Genomic DNA, 16,602 nt, shown 5'->3' on the forward strand with positions numbered 1-16,602 from the left:
GACCCGGCCCGCGGGGCCGCTCAGTCCGCCAGCCGCCGGCGCAGCGTCACCTCGGTGCCCTCGTCGGTCCGCGCCACGGTCAGGTCGCCGAGCGCCTGGATCAACGCCAGGCCCCGCCCCCGGAAGCTCGAACCCGTCGACTCCCGCCAGTGTCCGCTGTCCCGGACCGTGGCGGTCACTGTCCGGTCCTCGATCGTCACGTCGATGGAGATCACCGGCTCGGCCGGGGTGACCGGGTGCTCGATGGCGTTGGCGGCGGCCTCGGAGATCGCCACGGTCAGGTCGAACAGGTCGGTCTCGCCGACGCGGTGGGCGACCAGGAAGTCCTCCAGCCGCTTGCGCAGCACGCTGAGCCGGGTCGGATCGGCCGGCAGCCGCAGGGTGAAGCGGTTCAGCTCGGCCGCCTCCAGGGCCAGCACCGCCACGTCGTCGTGCCGGTCCCGCCTCGCCACCCGCTCGACCACCGCGTCGACCAGGTCGGCAACGTGCTCGCCCCGGGTGGTCGCGTCCAGGCGGAGCTGCCGGAGCCCGGCGTCGATGCCGAACTGCCGATCCTCGATCAGGCCGTCGGTGTACAGCAGCAGACGACCGCCGGGGGCCAGCTCACCCTCGACGGTCTGGTACTCGGTCCGGGGGATCGCGCCGATGGGCGGACCGAGGGCCCGGTCGTGCAGGAACGCCACGTGGTCGCCGCGGATCAGCAGCGGCGACGGGTGACCCGCACTGGCGTACCGCAGCCGCCCGGTGCGCGGGGAGAACCAGAGGCAGAACACGGTGGCGAAGGAACCGCCCTCGGTGGAGCCGACCAGGTGGTTGAGCCGGGTCAGCGCCGTCCCCGGAGCGAAGCCCTCCAGCACGTACGCCCGCAGCGCGTTGCGGAGCTGGCCCATGGCGGCGGCGGCCGGCACGCCCTTGCCCACCACGTCGCCGATCACCAGCACCAGCTCGTCGTCCGGGGCGCGGATCACGTCGTACCAGTCGCCGCCGACCTCCACGTCGGCGCTGCCCGGCAGGTAACGGCTGGCCACCACCGCGCCGGGCAGCCTCGGCAGCGTACGCGGCAGCAGGCTGTGCTGCAGGGTGGTGGCGATCCGGTGCTCGGCCTCGTAGAGCTGGGCGTTCTCCAGCCGCACGCCGACCAGCCGGGCCAGCTCGGTGAGCGCGGCCTGCTCGGTGCCGCCGCCCTCCCGGCGCCACACCCGCAGCTCGCCGAGCTGCTCGCCGGTGGTCCCGGTCAGCGGCAGCACCGCCGACGGTTCGAGCGGAGCGTCGCCGCCGCCGTCCGCCTCGTGGCGGGCCCCGGTGGCGGTGACCACCACCCGGGCCGCCTCGGCGAGGGCGAGCGCGTGCCGGGCGGCGACCTGCACCACCTCGGCCGTGGAGCGGGCGGTGTTGATCGCGACGGCCGCGTCGGCGAGGCCGCGCAGCCGGCGGATGATCTGCCCGCGCAGCTGGCCCAGCTCGACGTTGGATCGGACCCGGGCGATCAGCTCCGGGCTGGAGAAGGGCTTGGTCAGGTAGTCGTCGGCGCCGACCGCCAGCCCGGCGACCTCCTCGGCCGACCCGGCCCGGGCGGAGAGCAGCACGATCGGCACGTGCCGGGTGGCCGGGTTGGTCCGCAGCGCGGTGACCAGCCCGAAGCCGTCCAGCCGGGGCATCATCACGTCGGTCAGCACCAGGTCGAACGGGGAGTCGACGGCCAGCCGCAGGGCCTCCACCCCGTCCGGCACGGCGACCACCTCGTACGCCGGGGAGAGCAGCCGGCTGACGTGCTCACGCAGGTCGGCGTTGTCGTCGGCGAACAGGATCCGGCCCGCGCCGGCCGGCGCCCCGGTCGGCGCGGGCAGGCCGGCGGGCCGGTTCACCTCGTCGGTCCAGAGCGTGGTCTCGGCGACGTGGAGGCGGGCGTGCTCCGGCTCGCCCAGCGGCAGCGGCGCGAGCACGGCCACCCGGTCGGCGGGCAGGTGCTCGTAGCCGAACGGGACGGTGACGGTGAACGTGCTGCCCTGGTCGACGACGCTGCGCGCCGCGACGGTGCCGCCGTGCATCTCGACCAGCTCGCGGACCAGGGCGAGGCCGATGCCGGTGCCCTCGTGGCTGCGGGAGCGGACCCCCGGCACCCGGTGGAACCGTTCGAACACGTGCGGCAGCTCTTCCGGCGCGATGCCGACGCCGGTGTCGGCCACCTCCAGCACGGCGGCGCCGTCACGGGCGCGGACCCGGACCCGGATGTCGCCGTGGAAGGTGAACTTGAGGGCGTTGGACATCAGGTTGAGGACGATCTTCTCCCACATGTCCCGGTCGAGGTGGACCGGCGCGGGCAGCGGCGGGCAGTCGACCACCAGGCGCAGCCCGGCCCGCTCGGTGGCCGAGCGGAAGGTGCTCACCAGGCGCGCGGTGTAGTCGGCCAGGTCGGTGGGCTGGTAGCTGGCGGCCAGCCGGCCGGACTCCAGCCGGGAGAAGTCGAGCACCGTGTTGACCAGCTTGAGCAGGCGCAGCGCGTTGCGGCGCGTCATGGTCAGCCGGTCGGTGTACGCGGCCGGCAGCCCCGGGTCGGCGAGCAGGTCCTCCAGCGGGCCGAGGACCAGGGTGAGCGGGGTACGGAACTCGTGGCTGACGTTGGCGAAGAAGTTCGTCTTGGCCCGATCCAGGGCGGCCAGCTCGGCGGCCCGGGCGCGCTCGTGCTCGTACGCCCGCTGCTTGCCGACCGCCCGGGAGATCTGGGCGCCGACCAGATCGACGAAGTCGCGGTAGTCGTCGGAGAACGGTAGCCGGCGGGCGAGCCCGACCAGCAGCACGCCGGCTGGCGCGCTGGTGGCGACCAGCGGCAGCAGCAGGGCCTGGTCGGCGGCGTCCGGCGGGACCTGGCCGAGCAGGTCGGCGACGGACACCCGGCGGGCCGCGTCGACGCTCGCTCCGTCGCCCGGTCGGGGCGGGTCGGCGAGCCCGCCCGGCTCGACGCCGGCGCAGCCGGCCAGCACGGGCGCGCCCTGCTCGTCGTGCAGCCAGATGGCGCTGAACGGCACGTCCGACCGGTGTGCGTCGAGCACCCGGGCGACGGCCCGGCCCAGTTCGAGGGTGCTCTGCACGTCGGCCAGCTCGGTGCCGAGCTCGGCCAGAGTGCGCAGCCGCCGCTCGCCGAGCACCCGGCCCGTGGTCTCGTTGACGACGCAGAACACGCCCTCGATGCTGCCGTCGGCGTCGCGGAGCGGGTCGTACGAGACGTCGAAGTAGACGTCTTCCAGGAAGCCGTGCCGGTTGATCACGAAGGGACGGTTCTCGCCCCGGTACGGCACGCCGGTGCGGCGCACCTCGTCCAGCAGCGGCCCGAGGACGTCCCAGGTCTCCGCCCAGTGCTCGCGGGCCGATTGACCGATCACCGCCGGGTGCTTGTCGCCGATTGTGGGGCGGTAGGCGTCGTTGTAGAAGGCGAGGTGGTCCTCGCCCCAGAACATGGCGATCTGGGCGCGGGACGAGAGCATCAGGCTGATCGCGTGGCCGAGCGCGGCGGGCCAGGTCCGCGGGGGGCCGAGCGGGGTGGTGGACCAGTCGAGGGCCCGCAGCCGCTCGCCCATCTCGCCGCCTGCGGCGAACGCCGCGGCCAGCAGTGCGGGGAGTTCCGCCTCGCCGGTCCCCGAGGACGCGCGATCCCCGTCCTCGCCCCCCAGGGCCGAGCCCATGCAGCCTCCTGCTCCGGCCAGATGTCCACGACGACCGGCGCATCCGCGCCGGTCGAACCCGCCTACTACCCCGGCGGAGGAGCAACGTAACGCATACCTGTCGTTGGTCGCTGGTTACCTGCACCTCATCCTGGCGTAACCATCGGGCGGCTGCGACTCGGGCGGGCACCGGCTCGGCCCGGACAGGTGATCCCCGTTACACCACTGCCGGCCGGCCGGCGGCGGCCCGGACCAGGGCGGCCACCGGGCGGGGGTCCGCGTCGTTCTCCGGATGCCACTGCACGCCCAGCAGGAAGCGCCGCGCCCGATCCTCCACCGCCTCCACCACCCCGTCGTCGGCCCAGCCGGTCACCGTCAGGGCGCCCGCGTCGGCCACCCCCTGGTGGTGGTACGAGTTGACCCGGTCCACCCCGGCCATCACCGCCCCGGCCAGGCTGCCCTCGGCGAACCGCACCGGGTGCGCCCCGTACACCCCGGGGGCCGGCCGGTGGCCGTCGTGGCCCACCAGGTCCGGCAGGTGCTGGTGCAGGGCGCCGCCGTGGGCGACCGCGAGCAGCTGCATGCCCCGGCAGACACCGAGCACCGGCAGGTCGGCGGCGAGCGCGGCGGTCAGCAGCGCCAGCTCGCCGGCGTCCCGGTCCGGCCGGCTCTCGGTGCGCGGGTCGGGCGGCCTTCCGTACCGCTCCGGGCCGACGTCCGCGCCGCCGGACAGCAGCAGCCCGTCCAGCACCCGCAGCACATCGGCGTCGGCGTCGTCCGGGGGCAGCACCACGGCCCGGCCGCCGGCCGCGGTCACCGCCCGGACGTACGCCTGCGGCACCAGCGCCGCCGGGACGTCCCGCCACACCGCCCAGCCGGCCGGCTCGACGTACGCGGTGACCCCGATCACCGGCCGTCGACTCATAGGGGGGTCACGTAGGCGCCGGTGATCCCGCCATCCACCACGAACTGCGCGGCGGTCATGAACGAGGCGTCGTCGCTGGCCAGGAAGGCCACCGCGGCGGCGATCTCCTCCGGGTTGCCGAACCGGCCCATCGGCACGTGGACGAGGCGACGGGCGGCCCGCTCCGGGTCCTTGGCGAAGAGTTCCAGCAGGAGCGGGGTGGCGACCGGGCCCGGGCAGAGCGCGTTGACGCGGATGCCCTCCCGGGCGAACTGCACGCCCAGCTCCCGGGTCATCGCCAGCACCCCGCCCTTGCTCGCCGTGTAGGCGATCTGCGACGTCGCCGCCCCCATCAGCGCCACGAACGAGGCGGTGTTGATGATCGAGCCCTTGCCCTGCCGCCGCATGTGCGGGATGGCGTACTTGCAGCAGAGGTAGACGCTGGTGGTGTTGACCCGCAGTACCCGCTCCCAGGCGTCCAGCCCGGTCTCCAGGATCGAGTCGTCGTCGGGCGGCGAGATGCCGGCGTTGTTGAACGCCACGTCCACCCGGCCGTGCCGCTCGGCCACCCCGTCGAAGAGGTCCCGCACCGCCGCCTCGTCGGCCACGTCGGTGGCGACGAACTCGCCGGCCACCTCGTCGGCGGCCCGCTTGCCCGCCTCGGCGTCGATGTCCACGCAGACCACCCGGGCCCCCTCGGCGGCGAACCGCCGCACCGTGGCCAGGCCGATGCCGCTGCCCGCACCGGTCACCACGGCGACCCGGTCCTGAAGCCGTCCCTGCATCTCACTCCTCCGTGCTGATGAACACGTTCTTGACGTCGGTGAAGGCGTGCAGTGCGTCCGGACCCAACTCCCGGCCGAGGCCGGAACGCTTCATCCCGCCGAACGGGGTCCAGTAGCGCACCGACGAGTGCGAGTTGACGCTGAGGTTGCCGGATTCGACGGCCCGGGCCACCCGGACCGCCCGGCCGACGTCCCGGGTCCAGATCGAGCCGGACAGGCCATACTCGGTGTCGTTGGCCAGCCGGATCGCGTCCGCCTCGTCGTCGAAGGGCAGCACCGAGACCACCGGGCCGAAGATCTCCTCCCGCCAGTGCCGGTCTGCCGGGGAGTCGGCGAGCAGCACGGTCGGGGCGTACCAGAAGCCGGGGCCGTCGGGGCGGGCGCCGGTGAAGGCCACCTTCGCCCCGTCGACGTACCCGGCGACCCGGTCCCGGTGCCCGGCGGAGATCAGCGGGCCCATCTCGGCGTCCTCGGCGGCCGGGTCCGTCACCCGGAACGCGCGCACGGCCGGTTCGAGCAGCTCCAGGAAGCGGTCGTACGCCGACCGCTGGACCAGGATCCGGGAGCGGGCGCAGCAGTCCTGGCCCGCGTTGTCGAAGACCGCGTACGGCGCGCTGGCCGCCGCCTTCGCCAGGTCGGCGTCGGCGAAGACCAGGTTGGCGGACTTGCCGCCCAGCTCCAGCGTCACCCGCTTCACCTGCGCCGCGCAGCCGGCCATGATCCGGGTGCCGACCTCGGTCGAGCCGGTGAAGCAGACCTTGCGGACGGCCGGGTGGGTGACGAACCGCTCGCCCACCACACCGCCCTGGCCGGGCAGCACGGTGAACACGCCCTCCGGCAGGCCGGCGTCGAGGGCCAGCTCGGCCAGGCGCAGCGCGGTCAGCGGGGTCAGCTCGGCCGGCTTGAGCACCACCGTGTTGCCGGCGGCGAGCGCGGGGGCGAAGCCCCAGCCCGCGATGGGCATCGGGAAGTTCCACGGCACGATCACGCCGACCACACCGAGCGGTTCGTGAAAGGTGATGTCGAGCCCGCCGGGCACCGGGATCTGGTGTCCGGTCAGCCGCTCCGGCGCGCCCGCGTAGTAGTCGAGCACGTCCCGGACGTTGCCGGCCTCCCAGCGCGCGTTGCCGATGGTGTGCCCGGCGTTGCGCACCTCCAGTAGCGCCAGCTCCTCCCGGTGCGCGTCGACCACGGCGGCGAACCGCCGCAGCAGCCGCGCCCGGTCCCCCGGCGCCACCGCGCGCCACGTCTCGAAGGCCGCCGCCGCCCGCTCGATGGCCGCGTCCGTCTCGACGAGCGAGGTGGCGGGCACCTCCCGCAGCACCTCCCCCGTCGCCGGGTTCCGCACCTCACTCACTCCCGTCCCCCCTCGCCTCGCCTCGCCTGGCCTCGCCGGGCCTCGCCTGGCCTCGCCGATCTTGCAGTTGCTGCCCGGACAAAAGCCGCTCATCGCCACAGACCACGGGCCGAAAGTGCAAGATCGCGGGGAGGTCACAGGCGTTCGAAGCCACGCACCAGCTCCCAGTCCGTCACGGCGGCGTCGAAGGCGGCCAGCTCCACCTTCGCGTTGTTGGCGTAGTGCGCGACCACCTCGTCTCCGAAGGCGTCCTTCGCCACCGTCGAGCCCTCCCAGAGGGTCAGGGCGTCCCGGAGCGTTCCGGGCACCCGCTCGGCGTCCCCGTCGTCGTACGCGTTGCCCGAGCACTCCTCGCCCAGCTCCAGCTCCCGCTCGATGCCGTGCACCGCGCCGGCCACCAGCGCGGCGATCGCCAGGTACGGGTTGACGTCCGCCCCCGGCACCCGGTTCTCCACCCGCATCCCCTGGCCGTGCCCGACCAGCCGCAGCGCGCAGGTGCGGTTGTCGGTGCCCCAGCGCAGCGCGGTCGGGGCGAACGAGCCGGGCTGGTAGCGCTTGTAGGAGTTGACGTTGGGGGCGAACAGCAGGCTGAACTCACGCATGGTGGCCAGCAGCCCGGCCAGCACCCGCTGCCCGGTGGTCGACAGGTGCGCCGGCCCGTCGCCGAGCATCGCCGAGCGGCCGTCGGCGTCGCGCAGCGAGAAGTGGATGTGGCAGGAGTTGCCCTCCCGCACGTTCGGCTTGGCCATGAAGGTGATCGACATGCCCTCCTGGGCGGCGATCTCCTTCGCGCCGTTCTTGTAGATGACGTGATGGTCGGCGCAGGCCACCGCCTCGTCGTAGCGGAAGGCGATCTCGTGCTGGCCGAGGTTGCACTCGCCCTTCGCGCTCTCCGGGGTCAGCCCGGCACCGGCCATCTCGGTGCGGATCCGGCGCAGCAGCGGCTCCACTCGGGCGGTGCCGAGCAGCGAGTAGTCCACGTTGTACTGGTTGGCCGGGGTCAGCTCGCGGTAGCCGCGCCGCCACGCCTGCTCGTACGAGTCGCGGAACAGCACGAACTCCAGCTCGGTGCCGGCGTACGCGGTCAGCCCGTGCGCGGCCAGCCGGTCGAGCTGGCGGCGCAGGATCTGCCGGGGCGAGGCGACCACGGGCCCGGAGCCGTCCAGCCACTCCAGGTCGGCCAGGAGCATCGCGGTGCCGGGCTGCCAGGGCACCCGGCGCAGGGTGTCCAGGTCGGGCCGCATGGCGAAGTCGCCGTAGCCGCGTTCCCAGCTCGACATGGCGTAGCCGTCGACGGTGTTCATGTCGACGTCCACGGCCAGCAGGTAGTTGCAGCCCTCACTGCCGTGGGCGACCACCTGGTCCAGGAAGTAGGGCGCGTGGAACCGCTTGCCCTGGAGGCGGCCCTGCATGTCGGTCAGCGCGAGCACCACGGTGTCGATGTCGCCCTCGGCGACCGCGACGCGCAGTTGTTCCAGCGTGAGCGGAGCTTTCCTCATCGGCGCGCCTCCATCACCAAGGTCTACTGGCAGAACCGGATCACCGTCAATGCCCCCAGCGGACACCGTGGCAAACGCGAACGGTTGAGGGGAGCCGAGTCAGTCGCGGGCCAGAGCTGGCGCATCGGGCGTGCGGGATCACCGCTCCCTCTGGTGGGGGGATGAATCCCCTCAGGGTGGGAGGCGTCCTGGCGGCCGAGCCCACGATCTTGGTGTTATGAGAGTTCACGCCAGCCCTCGTTGGGCGTACGGCACGTTCGCGTGGCTGATCTTCTTCGTCGTGTCCCACGTGGTAGCGGTGCTTTTCCCCGGTGACGATCCGACCGGCGACGGACCGTGGAGCCTGAGGGCGTACGCGATCTTCAACATCACTCTCATCCTCATGTCGGCCGTCGGGGCAGTTGTCGTGGTGGCCACCGTCCGGCCCTGGGGACGACGCGTCCCTCGGTGGATGCTCCTCACGCCGCTGTGGTTCGGCAGCACGCTACTCGTCGTCCGGGGAGTTCCCGGGATGGTCGAAAACCTGCTCATGGCTACCGGCATCCGCCGAGGCGGCTTTGTGGGGGCGGAAGACATCTCCACGGCCGAACTCTGGGCCGGCATTGGGATCAACACCTATTTCTTTATGGGCGCGGTGCTGCTCGCCGTGACGACGGTCTCCTACTTCCGCCGATCACGACGAGGCAGCCACGGCTGATTGCCACACCTCGCAGCCAGGTCATCCTCAACAGCCGCGGTGAGCGCGGCGCTTGCGGGGGTCTGCGATCATGGCCGGATGTTCGAACCGGGGTCGCGTTCCAAGCAGGTCAGCACCTTCATGCTGCCCGAGGACGAGGCGGCGTTCGACGAGGCGCTGGCACCCGCAATCGCCGACCTCGGGCAGTGGGAGACCCACGATCAGCGGGCCCGGACCATCACGCTGCACGGCTCACTGCCGGCCGCGATGCGCCACGACCGCACGCAGGCATTCCTGCGGCTGTTCGGCCGGGACGGCGGAACCATGGGGCCCCTCATCCAGTATCTGCGCACCTCCGCGGCGACCACGGACGAGGCCATGCTCGCCGCTACCGGCGGTCGGTGCCGGGCGACGGCCGAACGGCCCGAGGCGATGTCGCCGGGCCGACTGGCGTTCAAGTGGTTCCCTGACGACGAAGCCGACTGCGTGCGGCGCGACTCAACGGCCACGCGTTGCGCCTGAGGATCCGCCCGGGCGCTTGACGAACCGGCGAGAAGCTCGCCAGTTCCACCGCACGGCAAATGGCAAAGGCAAGGAGATCCCTCTCCCTGCCACTTCCAACGTATAGCGCACCGGGGGGCTTGCGGCAAGACCCGTGTCGTGGCGCAGAATCGTCGGCCGAGGCCACAACCTGCGGAAATGGGGGCCAGGACGTGCGTGTGTTGTTGTCGACGCATGGGGGACGCGTCGCGGAGGTGTCGCAGTGATCGAGCAGTACGTGTTGGATCTTCACGACGTTGACGAGATGCAGGTCGCGGTCGTTGGCGGCAAGGGCGCGCACCTGGGCGGGCTGTCGCGGATCGAAGGCATCCGCCTGCCGGCCGGCTTCTGCGTGACGACGAACGCCTTCCGGCGGATCATGGCGGAAGCGCCGTCGGTCGACAATCGGCTCGATCAGCTGTCGCGCCTGAACCCGGACGACCGGGAGGCGATCCGCACGCTCAGCGCGGAGATCCGCCGGACCATCGAAGGGATCGCCATCCCCGACGATCTGGCGGCGGCGATCACCCACGCGCTCGCCCAGCTCGGCGAGCACGCCGCCTACGCCGTCCGATCCAGCGCGACGGCAGAGGACCTGCCGACGGCCTCCTTCGCCGGCCAGCAGGACACGTACCTCAACGTCGTGGGGCCGGCGGCGATCCTCGAGCACGTCAGCCGGTGCTGGGCGTCGCTGTTCACCGAGCGGGCCGTCACCTACCGCCAGCGGAACGGCATCGACCACCGCACGGTCCACATGGCCGTGGTCGTGCAGCAGATGGTCTTCCCGCAGGCGGCCGGCATCCTGTTCACGGCCGACCCCGTCACGGGCAACCGGAAGGTCGCCACCGTGGACGCCAGCTTCGGCCTCGGCGAGGCCCTGGTCTCCGGCCTGGTGAACCCGGACACCTTCCAGGTGCGCGACGGCGAGATCGTCGCCAAGGCGATCGCCGCCAAGCAGCGTGCCGTGCACGCCCTGCCGGCCGGCGGTACGCAGGAAGTGGCGATCGACCCGCAGCGGCAGGAGCAGCCGGCACTGACGGACGCGCAGGTCGTGCGGCTCGTGCAGCTCGGACGGCGGATCGAAGCGCACTTCGGCCGCCCGCAGGACATCGAATGGTGCCTGGTCGGCGAAGACTTCCAGATCGTCCAGAGCCGGCCGATCACCACGCTGTTCCCCATTCCCGCGGCCGGCGACGCAGGGAACCACGTCTACCTCTCGGTCGGCCACCAACAGATGATGACCGACCCCATGAAGCCACTGGGCGTCTCGATGTGGCAGCTGACGGCCATGGCGCCGATGCACGAGGCCGGCGGGAGGCTGTTCGTCGACGCCAACCGGGCCCTGGCCTCACCCGCGGGCCGCGCCGGCTTCCTGAAGATGGTGGGGAGAGAAGATCCGCTGATTAGGGACGCGCTGGAGACCGTTCTCAACCGCGACGACTTCGTCCCGTCGCTTCCGGACACGGGTCCCGGTCGGCCGCCGGCCCGCGGCGCGTCCACCCCGATCGAGACCGACCCGGCCATCGTCACCGAGCTGATCCAGCGCAGCCAGGCGTCCATCGCCGCCCTGCGGCGCGACATCCGGACGAAGACCGGACCGGCGCTGTTCGACTTCCTGCTGGAGGCCTTCCAGGAGCACAAGCGAGTCCTCGGCGATCCGCTGAGCATGCAGGCGATCATGGCGGGCATCGAGTCCACCTGGTGGCTCAACGACCAGCTGCACGAGTGGCTGGGCGAGAAGAACGGGGCCGACACGCTCACCCTGTCCGCCCCCAACAACGTCACCTCGGAGATGGGACTGGCGCTGCTCGACGTCGCCGACGTGATCCGCCCACATCCCGAGGTGGTGGCGTTCCTGCAGGGCGTCGAGGACGAGGGCTTCCTGGATGAGCTGCCGAAGCTCGCGGGCGGGACCGAAGCGCGCGACGCCATCGAGGCCTACCTCGACCGATACGGCATGCGCTGCGTCGGCGAGATCGACATCACGAGGCCGCGGTGGAGCGAGCGCCCCACCACGCTCGTGCCCCTGATCCTCGACAACATCAAGCTCTTCGAGCCGGGCGCCGCCGAGCGGCGGTTCGAGCAAGGGCGGCAGGAGGCGCAGAAGAAGGAACAGGAGGTGCTCGCACGCTTGCGGGCCCTGCCGGACGGGGAGCGGAAAGCCGACGAGGCCAAGCGGATGATCGACCGGGTCCGGACCTTCATCGGCTACCGGGAGTACCCGAAGTACGGCATCATCAGCCGCTATTTCGTCTACAAGCAGGCCCTGCTGGAGGAGGCCGAGCGCCTCGTGCAGGCCAACGTACTTCCTGAACAGGAAGACATCTTCTACCTCACGTTCTCCGAGCTCCACGACGTCGTGCGCGCGAACAGAGTGGACGACCAGCTGATCCGGCAGCGCAAGGAGGCGTTCCGGTCGTACCACGCGCTCACGCCGCCCCGGGTGCTCACGTCTGACGGCGAGGCCGTCGTCGGTGCGTACCGGCGCGACGACGTGCCGGCGGGTGCCCTGATCGGCCAACCGGTTTCCGCCGGGACCATCGAGGGGAGGGCCCGCGTCATCCTCGACATGGCGGAGGCCGATCTCGAGGCGGGCGACATCCTGGTCACGGCGTACACCGATCCCAGCTGGTCGCCCCTGTTCGTCGCGATCACGGGCCTGGTCACGGAGGTGGGCGGCCTGATGACCCATGGCGCGGTGATCGCCCGGGAGTATGGCTTGCCTGCCGTCGTCGGTGTGGTCGACGCCACCCGCCTCATCCGGGACGGGCAGCGGATCCGCGTGCACGGAGCCGACGGGTACGTCGAGATCCTGGCTTGACCGACCACACCGAGAAAGGCCCATCCGGCTTTGACGGGGCCGGGCGGCTATCCGAACCGGTCAGCCAGCTTCGTCAGCTTGGTGACGTACGCCGGCCAGTCATAGTCGTCAGGGATGTTGGTGCTCTCCCGCCGCAGGCCGATCGCGGTGTCGTGCTGCTCGCGCATGATGTCGGCGTGACCGGCGTGACGAGCGAGGTCGCCGGTCACGTGGATGATGATCCGGTGCAGCGTCACGTCCTGTCCACCTGGTCGCCACCACGGCACCCGCCCCGGCGCGTCGAGGGGTAGCTGTTCGATCGTCTGGTCCGCGAACACCCCGACACGGCGATACAGGTCGATCAGCCCATCCTTCGTCTCGTCCTCCCGCGCGTACCAGTCCGCCTGCGGGTCCTCCTCAAACGCCTGCATGGGGACCAGTTCCTCAGGCGTCGGGAATTCGCGCCCGAAGGTGGGCCCGAAGTAGCCGGCCTCGACATTGAGGCAGTGCTTGAGGACTCCCAGCAGGTTGTTGCCGGTCGCGGTGCGGGGCAGTCTGGCCTCGCGTTCGCTCAGCCCGTCGAGCTTCCAGATCAGGTCTTCGCGAGTCGCCTGGAGGTAGTGGTGCAGCGCAGCCTTCGGGTCGCCCAAGTCAGCCATGCCCGCCAGTCTTCCTCATGCGCCGGAGCCATTCGTGCGGGGTGTCGCCTACAAGATCAGCTCACCCTTCGGCTGCGACTGCCGCGAGGGCGGCGTGTGGCCGATGGGTGCCGTCGCTGAGCCGCGGCAGACGCTCGACTTCCGTGAAGCCGGCTCGCCTCAGCCGTTCGGAGAACTCGTCGACGGGCCAGCGATAGGCGGTCACGACCTTGTGGTCGAAGGCGGCGACCTCGTCACCGACGAAGAGACCGAGCACCAACGTTCCGCCTGGGACCATTGCTCGCCGGAACTCCGCGAGCACGCCGTCAACATCTTGCGGCGGTAGATGGATCAACGAGTACCAGGCCAGGATGCCGGCGATGGAGTGGTCGGCGACGGCGAGATTTTCCAGCGACCCGAGCTGGTACCTGCCATTCGGGTGGGTTGCCTGCGCGTGGGCGATGAACTCGGGGACCAGGTCGATTCCCGTTGCGTCGACGCCCAGCGAGCGAAGGTAACCGGTGATATGGCCAGGCCCGCAGCCCAGATCGAGCACCGTGCCAGGTCGGCCCGCCAGATGTCGCCCGATAAGGGCGAGGTCGTCGGCATGTACCTGCTGGCTTGTCCCGAACAGCTCGATGTAGAGCTCCGCGACGGACGCATACGCCCGCCGGACCTGCTCCGTCTTCACCCCGTGACTATATGAGCCCTCGGATCGTGTGGCGTCGTAGGTCCATGCCATGGATCACTGAGCCATGCCCGCGAGCAGCCACCGTCGGACGGGAATCTCCAGCAATACCCGGTCACCCTCCTGAGCGACCCGCTCCCTGACGTCCCATCCTCCGTACTTGCTGGCGAACGCCTCGACGACTTCGGTGGGGAAGTCGCCGCGGTGCAGGTGGGCGACGCCCTCGGCTACGACGGGCGCGGCCCCGTCCTCCAAGGCCAGGGACACCCTCGGGTCGGCCACCAGGTTCCGCACCTTGACGCTGCGACCGTCGCAGCCGATCCACCACACGCCGTCCGCGTAGACGAACCAGACCGGCGTCACGTGGGGGGAGCCATCGCGGCGCACCGTGCACAGCCATACGTTCGGATCGAGGGCCAGTCGGGCCTCGACGTCCGACGGAAGTGGTGCCGAGGGAGGGTGAGTCACCCGGGAAGTGGACCACATCCGGTACGGACTCACCTGCCGCGAGTCGAGCGGTGCGAGAGCCGCCCCGTATGCGCTACCGGACGAGGCAGAACGGGTGGCCGGCCGGGTCGGTGAAGACTCTGAAGCGTTCACCGCCGGCGCCCAGCCGGCGAGCGCCCAGCTCCACCGCCCGCGCCTCCCCGGTGTCGAGGTCGTCGACCAAGAGGTCGAGGTGGGCCTGCTGCGGGTGCGCGGGATCCGGCCAGCGGGGCGGGTCGTAGTCGTCGACCTGCTGGAACATCAGGCTCTTCCCGTCACCGGTGATGAGCGCGCCCTCGAGGCCGTCGTAGCTGAGCGCCATACCGGTGAGGTCGGCGTAGAAGTGGGCCAGGGCCGATGCGTCGGGGGCGTCGATCGTCACGGCGAACAGCCGCATCACCGGGCCGACGCCGTCGGCCTGGCAGAGGTCGAACGGGTGGCCGGCCGGGTCGGCCAGGGTGATCCAGGTCGGTCCGTCGGCCAGCCGGGTGGCGCCGAGGCCGACCGCCCGCCCGGCCTCCGCTCGGGGATCTGCGGTCTGCAGATCGAGATGGAGTTGCTGCGGGTGCTCCTGCCCGGGCCACTGCGGCGCGACGTGGTCGGGTGCGCGCTGAAATTCGATCTCCTGCCCGTCGGGAGTCCGGAGGCCGAACCGGTCGGGGTCCTGGCGGACAACGTCCCAGCCGGTAATCCCGGCGTAGAACGAACCGACCCGGTTGATGTCCGCCGCGTCGAAGATGGCCAGGTCCAGACGAGCTGTCACGGTGGTCATGGTCGCTTCCACTCCCTTGCCAGCAGGCCGTAGACGACGAGATCGCGCCGCTCCTCGTCGGCGCCGGGTGACCCGGCACCGACGAGGGAGTGGATCAGGCCGGCTCGTCGGCCGGTGCGGCGTCCATGGTGGAGCGCTGCACCGGCACGTCGACGGTACGGCGGGGGCCGGTGAACCACTTCCGGGCCGAGGCGTACCACCAGATCGCCACGCCGAGCAGCACCCCGCCGATGGCGAGCGGGGCGTAGTTCACGGCCGTCCAACTGAACTCCGCGTTGCCGGGCACGCCGGCCGGCACGATCGGCAGCACGAAGTAGACGGAGATGACCGCGATCTCGATCACCGCTATCCAGCCGAGCAGCTTGTACCTCGCGCCCAGCGTCCACGGGCCCGGGACGAACCGGTCCCCCATTCGCAGCCGCAGGAAGATCGGGATGAGGAAGGACAGGTACAGCCCGATCACCGCGACCGAGACCACCGCGTAGAAGGCGACCGGCACGCCGGCCTTCTGGTAGAGCGCGGGCAGGGTGAGCACCAGCCCGGCCAGGGTGGCCGCGATGATCGCGTTGACCGGGGTGCCGTTGCGGTTCACCCGGGACCAGAGCCGCCAGCCCGGCACCGCGCGGTCCCGGCTGAACGCGTACGCCATCCGGGACATCGAGGTCACGCAGCTCATCCCGCAGAAGAACTGGCCGATGGTGGAGATGATGATGACGGCCTTGAAGAAGAACGGGGTCAGCGCGGACTCGAAGATCGCCCCGGAGAAGCCGCCGGCCTTGTTGATCGCGTCCACGTCGGTGGCCGCGAAGAGGAAGGCGAGCAGCAGGATCCAGCCGCCCACCGCGGAATAGAAGATCGACCGCCAGAGGCCCTGGGCGGCGGCCTTCGAGGCGCCCCGGGTCTCCTCGGAGACGTGCGCGCAGGCGTCGAAGCCGGTGATCGTGTACTGGGTGAGCAGGAAGCCCAGCGGCAGCACGTAGAACCAGAAGGTGAGCCCGCCGGTGTCGCCGTCGCCGAAGCCGGAGTTGTTGAACCGCTCGGTGAAGACGAACTTGAAGCTCTGGTGGTCGTCGGGGACCAGGAGCAGGATGAGCACCACCGCGGCCGCGCCGGCCACGTGCCACCAGACCGAGACGTTCTGGAGTACGTCGATGATGCGGTGCCCGTAGATGTTGATCAGCCCGTGCAGGGCCAGGATCACCACGAACAGCCCGAAGGTCTGGTGCGCCGTGCCGGCCCAGCCGTCGAAGAGCGCGGAGAGGGTGAGGTTGAGGAAGGTGGCGCAGCCGTAGTCGACGGAGGCGGTCACCGCCACCAGGCCGATCAGGTTGAGCCAGCCGGTGAACCAGCCGTGCACGGGCCGCCCCATGGTGGCGGCCCACCAGTAGATCCCGCCGGCGGTCGGGTAGGCCGAGACCAGCTCGGCCATGCAGAAGCCGATGATCAGGATGAACAGCGAGATCAGCGGCCAGCCCCAGGAGATGGCGACCGGACCGCCGTTGTTCCACGCCTGGCCGAAGGTGGTGAAGCAGCCGGCCAGGATCGAGATGATCGAGAACGAGATGGCGAAGTTGGAGAAGCCGCTCCACTTGCGGTGCAGCTCCTGTTTGTAGCCGAGTTCGGCGAGCCGTCGGGCGTCGTCGTCCATGGGTTGCTCGGCGGTCGGCGCGGGCGTCGTGGCCAATGCACACCTCCTCGAGGTGGATTCCCCGGTGCGAGTGGGCAAAGTGTGATCCCGTCGATCAAGGCGGTCAATACGACAGCCGTGGGAATCTCACGGCCGGCACGGCTAATTGCG

Annotated in this window: 13 protein-coding genes; 3 read left to right on the top strand and 10 right to left on the bottom strand. The window is 71.1% G+C overall.

The genetic code is table 11. From position 1 onward, the window contains the following. Positions 1–20: 20 nt before the first annotated feature. The 5 genes from Q2K19_RS03410 to Q2K19_RS03430 form a co-directional block, all read right to left on the bottom strand. Positions 21–3,680, bottom strand: a complete 3,660-nt coding sequence (locus Q2K19_RS03410) for a SpoIIE family protein phosphatase (RefSeq protein WP_302767590.1) — start codon at positions 3,678–3,680, stop codon at positions 21–23. Positions 3,681–3,876: 196 nt separating this feature from the next. Beyond that, the gene (locus Q2K19_RS03415) at positions 3,877–4,584 is read right to left on the bottom strand and encodes a gamma-glutamyl-gamma-aminobutyrate hydrolase family protein (RefSeq protein ID WP_302767591.1); all 708 of its coding nucleotides are present in this window, start codon (positions 4,582–4,584) and stop codon (positions 3,877–3,879) included. Then, complete coding sequence (locus tag Q2K19_RS03420) at positions 4,581–5,348, bottom strand: 3-oxoacyl-ACP reductase (RefSeq protein ID WP_189193848.1); 768 nt, start codon at positions 5,346–5,348, stop codon at positions 4,581–4,583. The genes Q2K19_RS03415 and Q2K19_RS03420 overlap by 4 nt, the downstream gene beginning before the upstream one ends. A 1-nt stretch (position 5,349) precedes the next feature. After that, complete coding sequence (locus tag Q2K19_RS03425; RefSeq protein WP_302767600.1) at positions 5,350–6,705, bottom strand: aldehyde dehydrogenase family protein; 1,356 nt, start codon at positions 6,703–6,705, stop codon at positions 5,350–5,352. Between the two features lie 134 nt (positions 6,706–6,839). Next, complete coding sequence (locus Q2K19_RS03430) at positions 6,840–8,204, bottom strand: glutamine synthetase family protein (RefSeq protein WP_302767603.1); 1,365 nt, start codon at positions 8,202–8,204, stop codon at positions 6,840–6,842. Positions 8,205–8,421: 217 nt separating this feature from the next. Between Q2K19_RS03430 and Q2K19_RS03435 the strand changes: the two genes are divergently transcribed. The 3 genes from Q2K19_RS03435 (at position 8,422) to rph (ending at position 12,241) form a co-directional block, all read left to right on the top strand. Next, positions 8,422–8,901 carry a hypothetical protein gene (locus Q2K19_RS03435; RefSeq protein ID WP_302767605.1) on the top strand — a complete coding sequence of 160 codons (480 nt, stop codon included), beginning with the start codon at positions 8,422–8,424 and terminating at the stop codon, positions 8,899–8,901. A gap of 78 nt (positions 8,902–8,979) precedes the next feature. Further along, positions 8,980–9,402, top strand: coding sequence for a hypothetical protein (locus tag Q2K19_RS03440; protein ID WP_302767607.1), 423 nt, complete (start codon positions 8,980–8,982; stop codon positions 9,400–9,402). 241 nt (positions 9,403–9,643) lie between these two features. Then, entirely contained in the window at positions 9,644–12,241 is a 2,598-nt protein-coding gene (gene rph, locus Q2K19_RS03445) for a rifamycin-inactivating phosphotransferase (protein WP_302767608.1), read from the top strand. A 47-nt stretch (positions 12,242–12,288) separates the two neighbouring features. Here rph and Q2K19_RS03450 read toward each other — a convergent pair whose 3' ends face one another. The 5 genes from Q2K19_RS03450 to Q2K19_RS03470 form a co-directional block, all read right to left on the bottom strand. After that, positions 12,289–12,879 carry a DinB family protein gene (locus tag Q2K19_RS03450; RefSeq protein ID WP_302767611.1) on the bottom strand — a complete coding sequence of 197 codons (591 nt, stop codon included), beginning with the start codon at positions 12,877–12,879 and terminating at the stop codon, positions 12,289–12,291. A 61-nt stretch (positions 12,880–12,940) separates the two neighbouring features. Next, positions 12,941–13,549 carry a class I SAM-dependent methyltransferase gene (locus tag Q2K19_RS03455; RefSeq protein ID WP_302767612.1) on the bottom strand — a complete coding sequence of 203 codons (609 nt, stop codon included), beginning with the start codon at positions 13,547–13,549 and terminating at the stop codon, positions 12,941–12,943. Positions 13,550–13,603: 54 nt separating this feature from the next. After that, the gene (locus Q2K19_RS03460; protein ID WP_368046142.1) at positions 13,604–14,032 is read right to left on the bottom strand and encodes a nitroreductase/quinone reductase family protein; all 429 of its coding nucleotides are present in this window, start codon (positions 14,030–14,032) and stop codon (positions 13,604–13,606) included. Positions 14,033–14,087: 55 nt separating this feature from the next. Beyond that, positions 14,088–14,795 (bottom strand): VOC family protein, encoded by a 708-nt coding sequence (locus Q2K19_RS03465; protein ID WP_302767616.1) that lies wholly within the window; start codon positions 14,793–14,795, stop codon positions 14,088–14,090. 103 nt (positions 14,796–14,898) lie between these two features. After that, positions 14,899–16,488 carry an amino acid permease gene (locus tag Q2K19_RS03470; RefSeq protein ID WP_302767617.1) on the bottom strand — a complete coding sequence of 530 codons (1,590 nt, stop codon included), beginning with the start codon at positions 16,486–16,488 and terminating at the stop codon, positions 14,899–14,901. Positions 16,489–16,602 lie beyond the last annotated feature (114 nt).

Origin of the sequence: Micromonospora sp. NBRC 110009 (assembly GCF_030518795.1) — a bacterium.
Taxonomy (GTDB): Bacteria; Actinomycetota; Actinomycetes; order Mycobacteriales; family Micromonosporaceae; genus Micromonospora.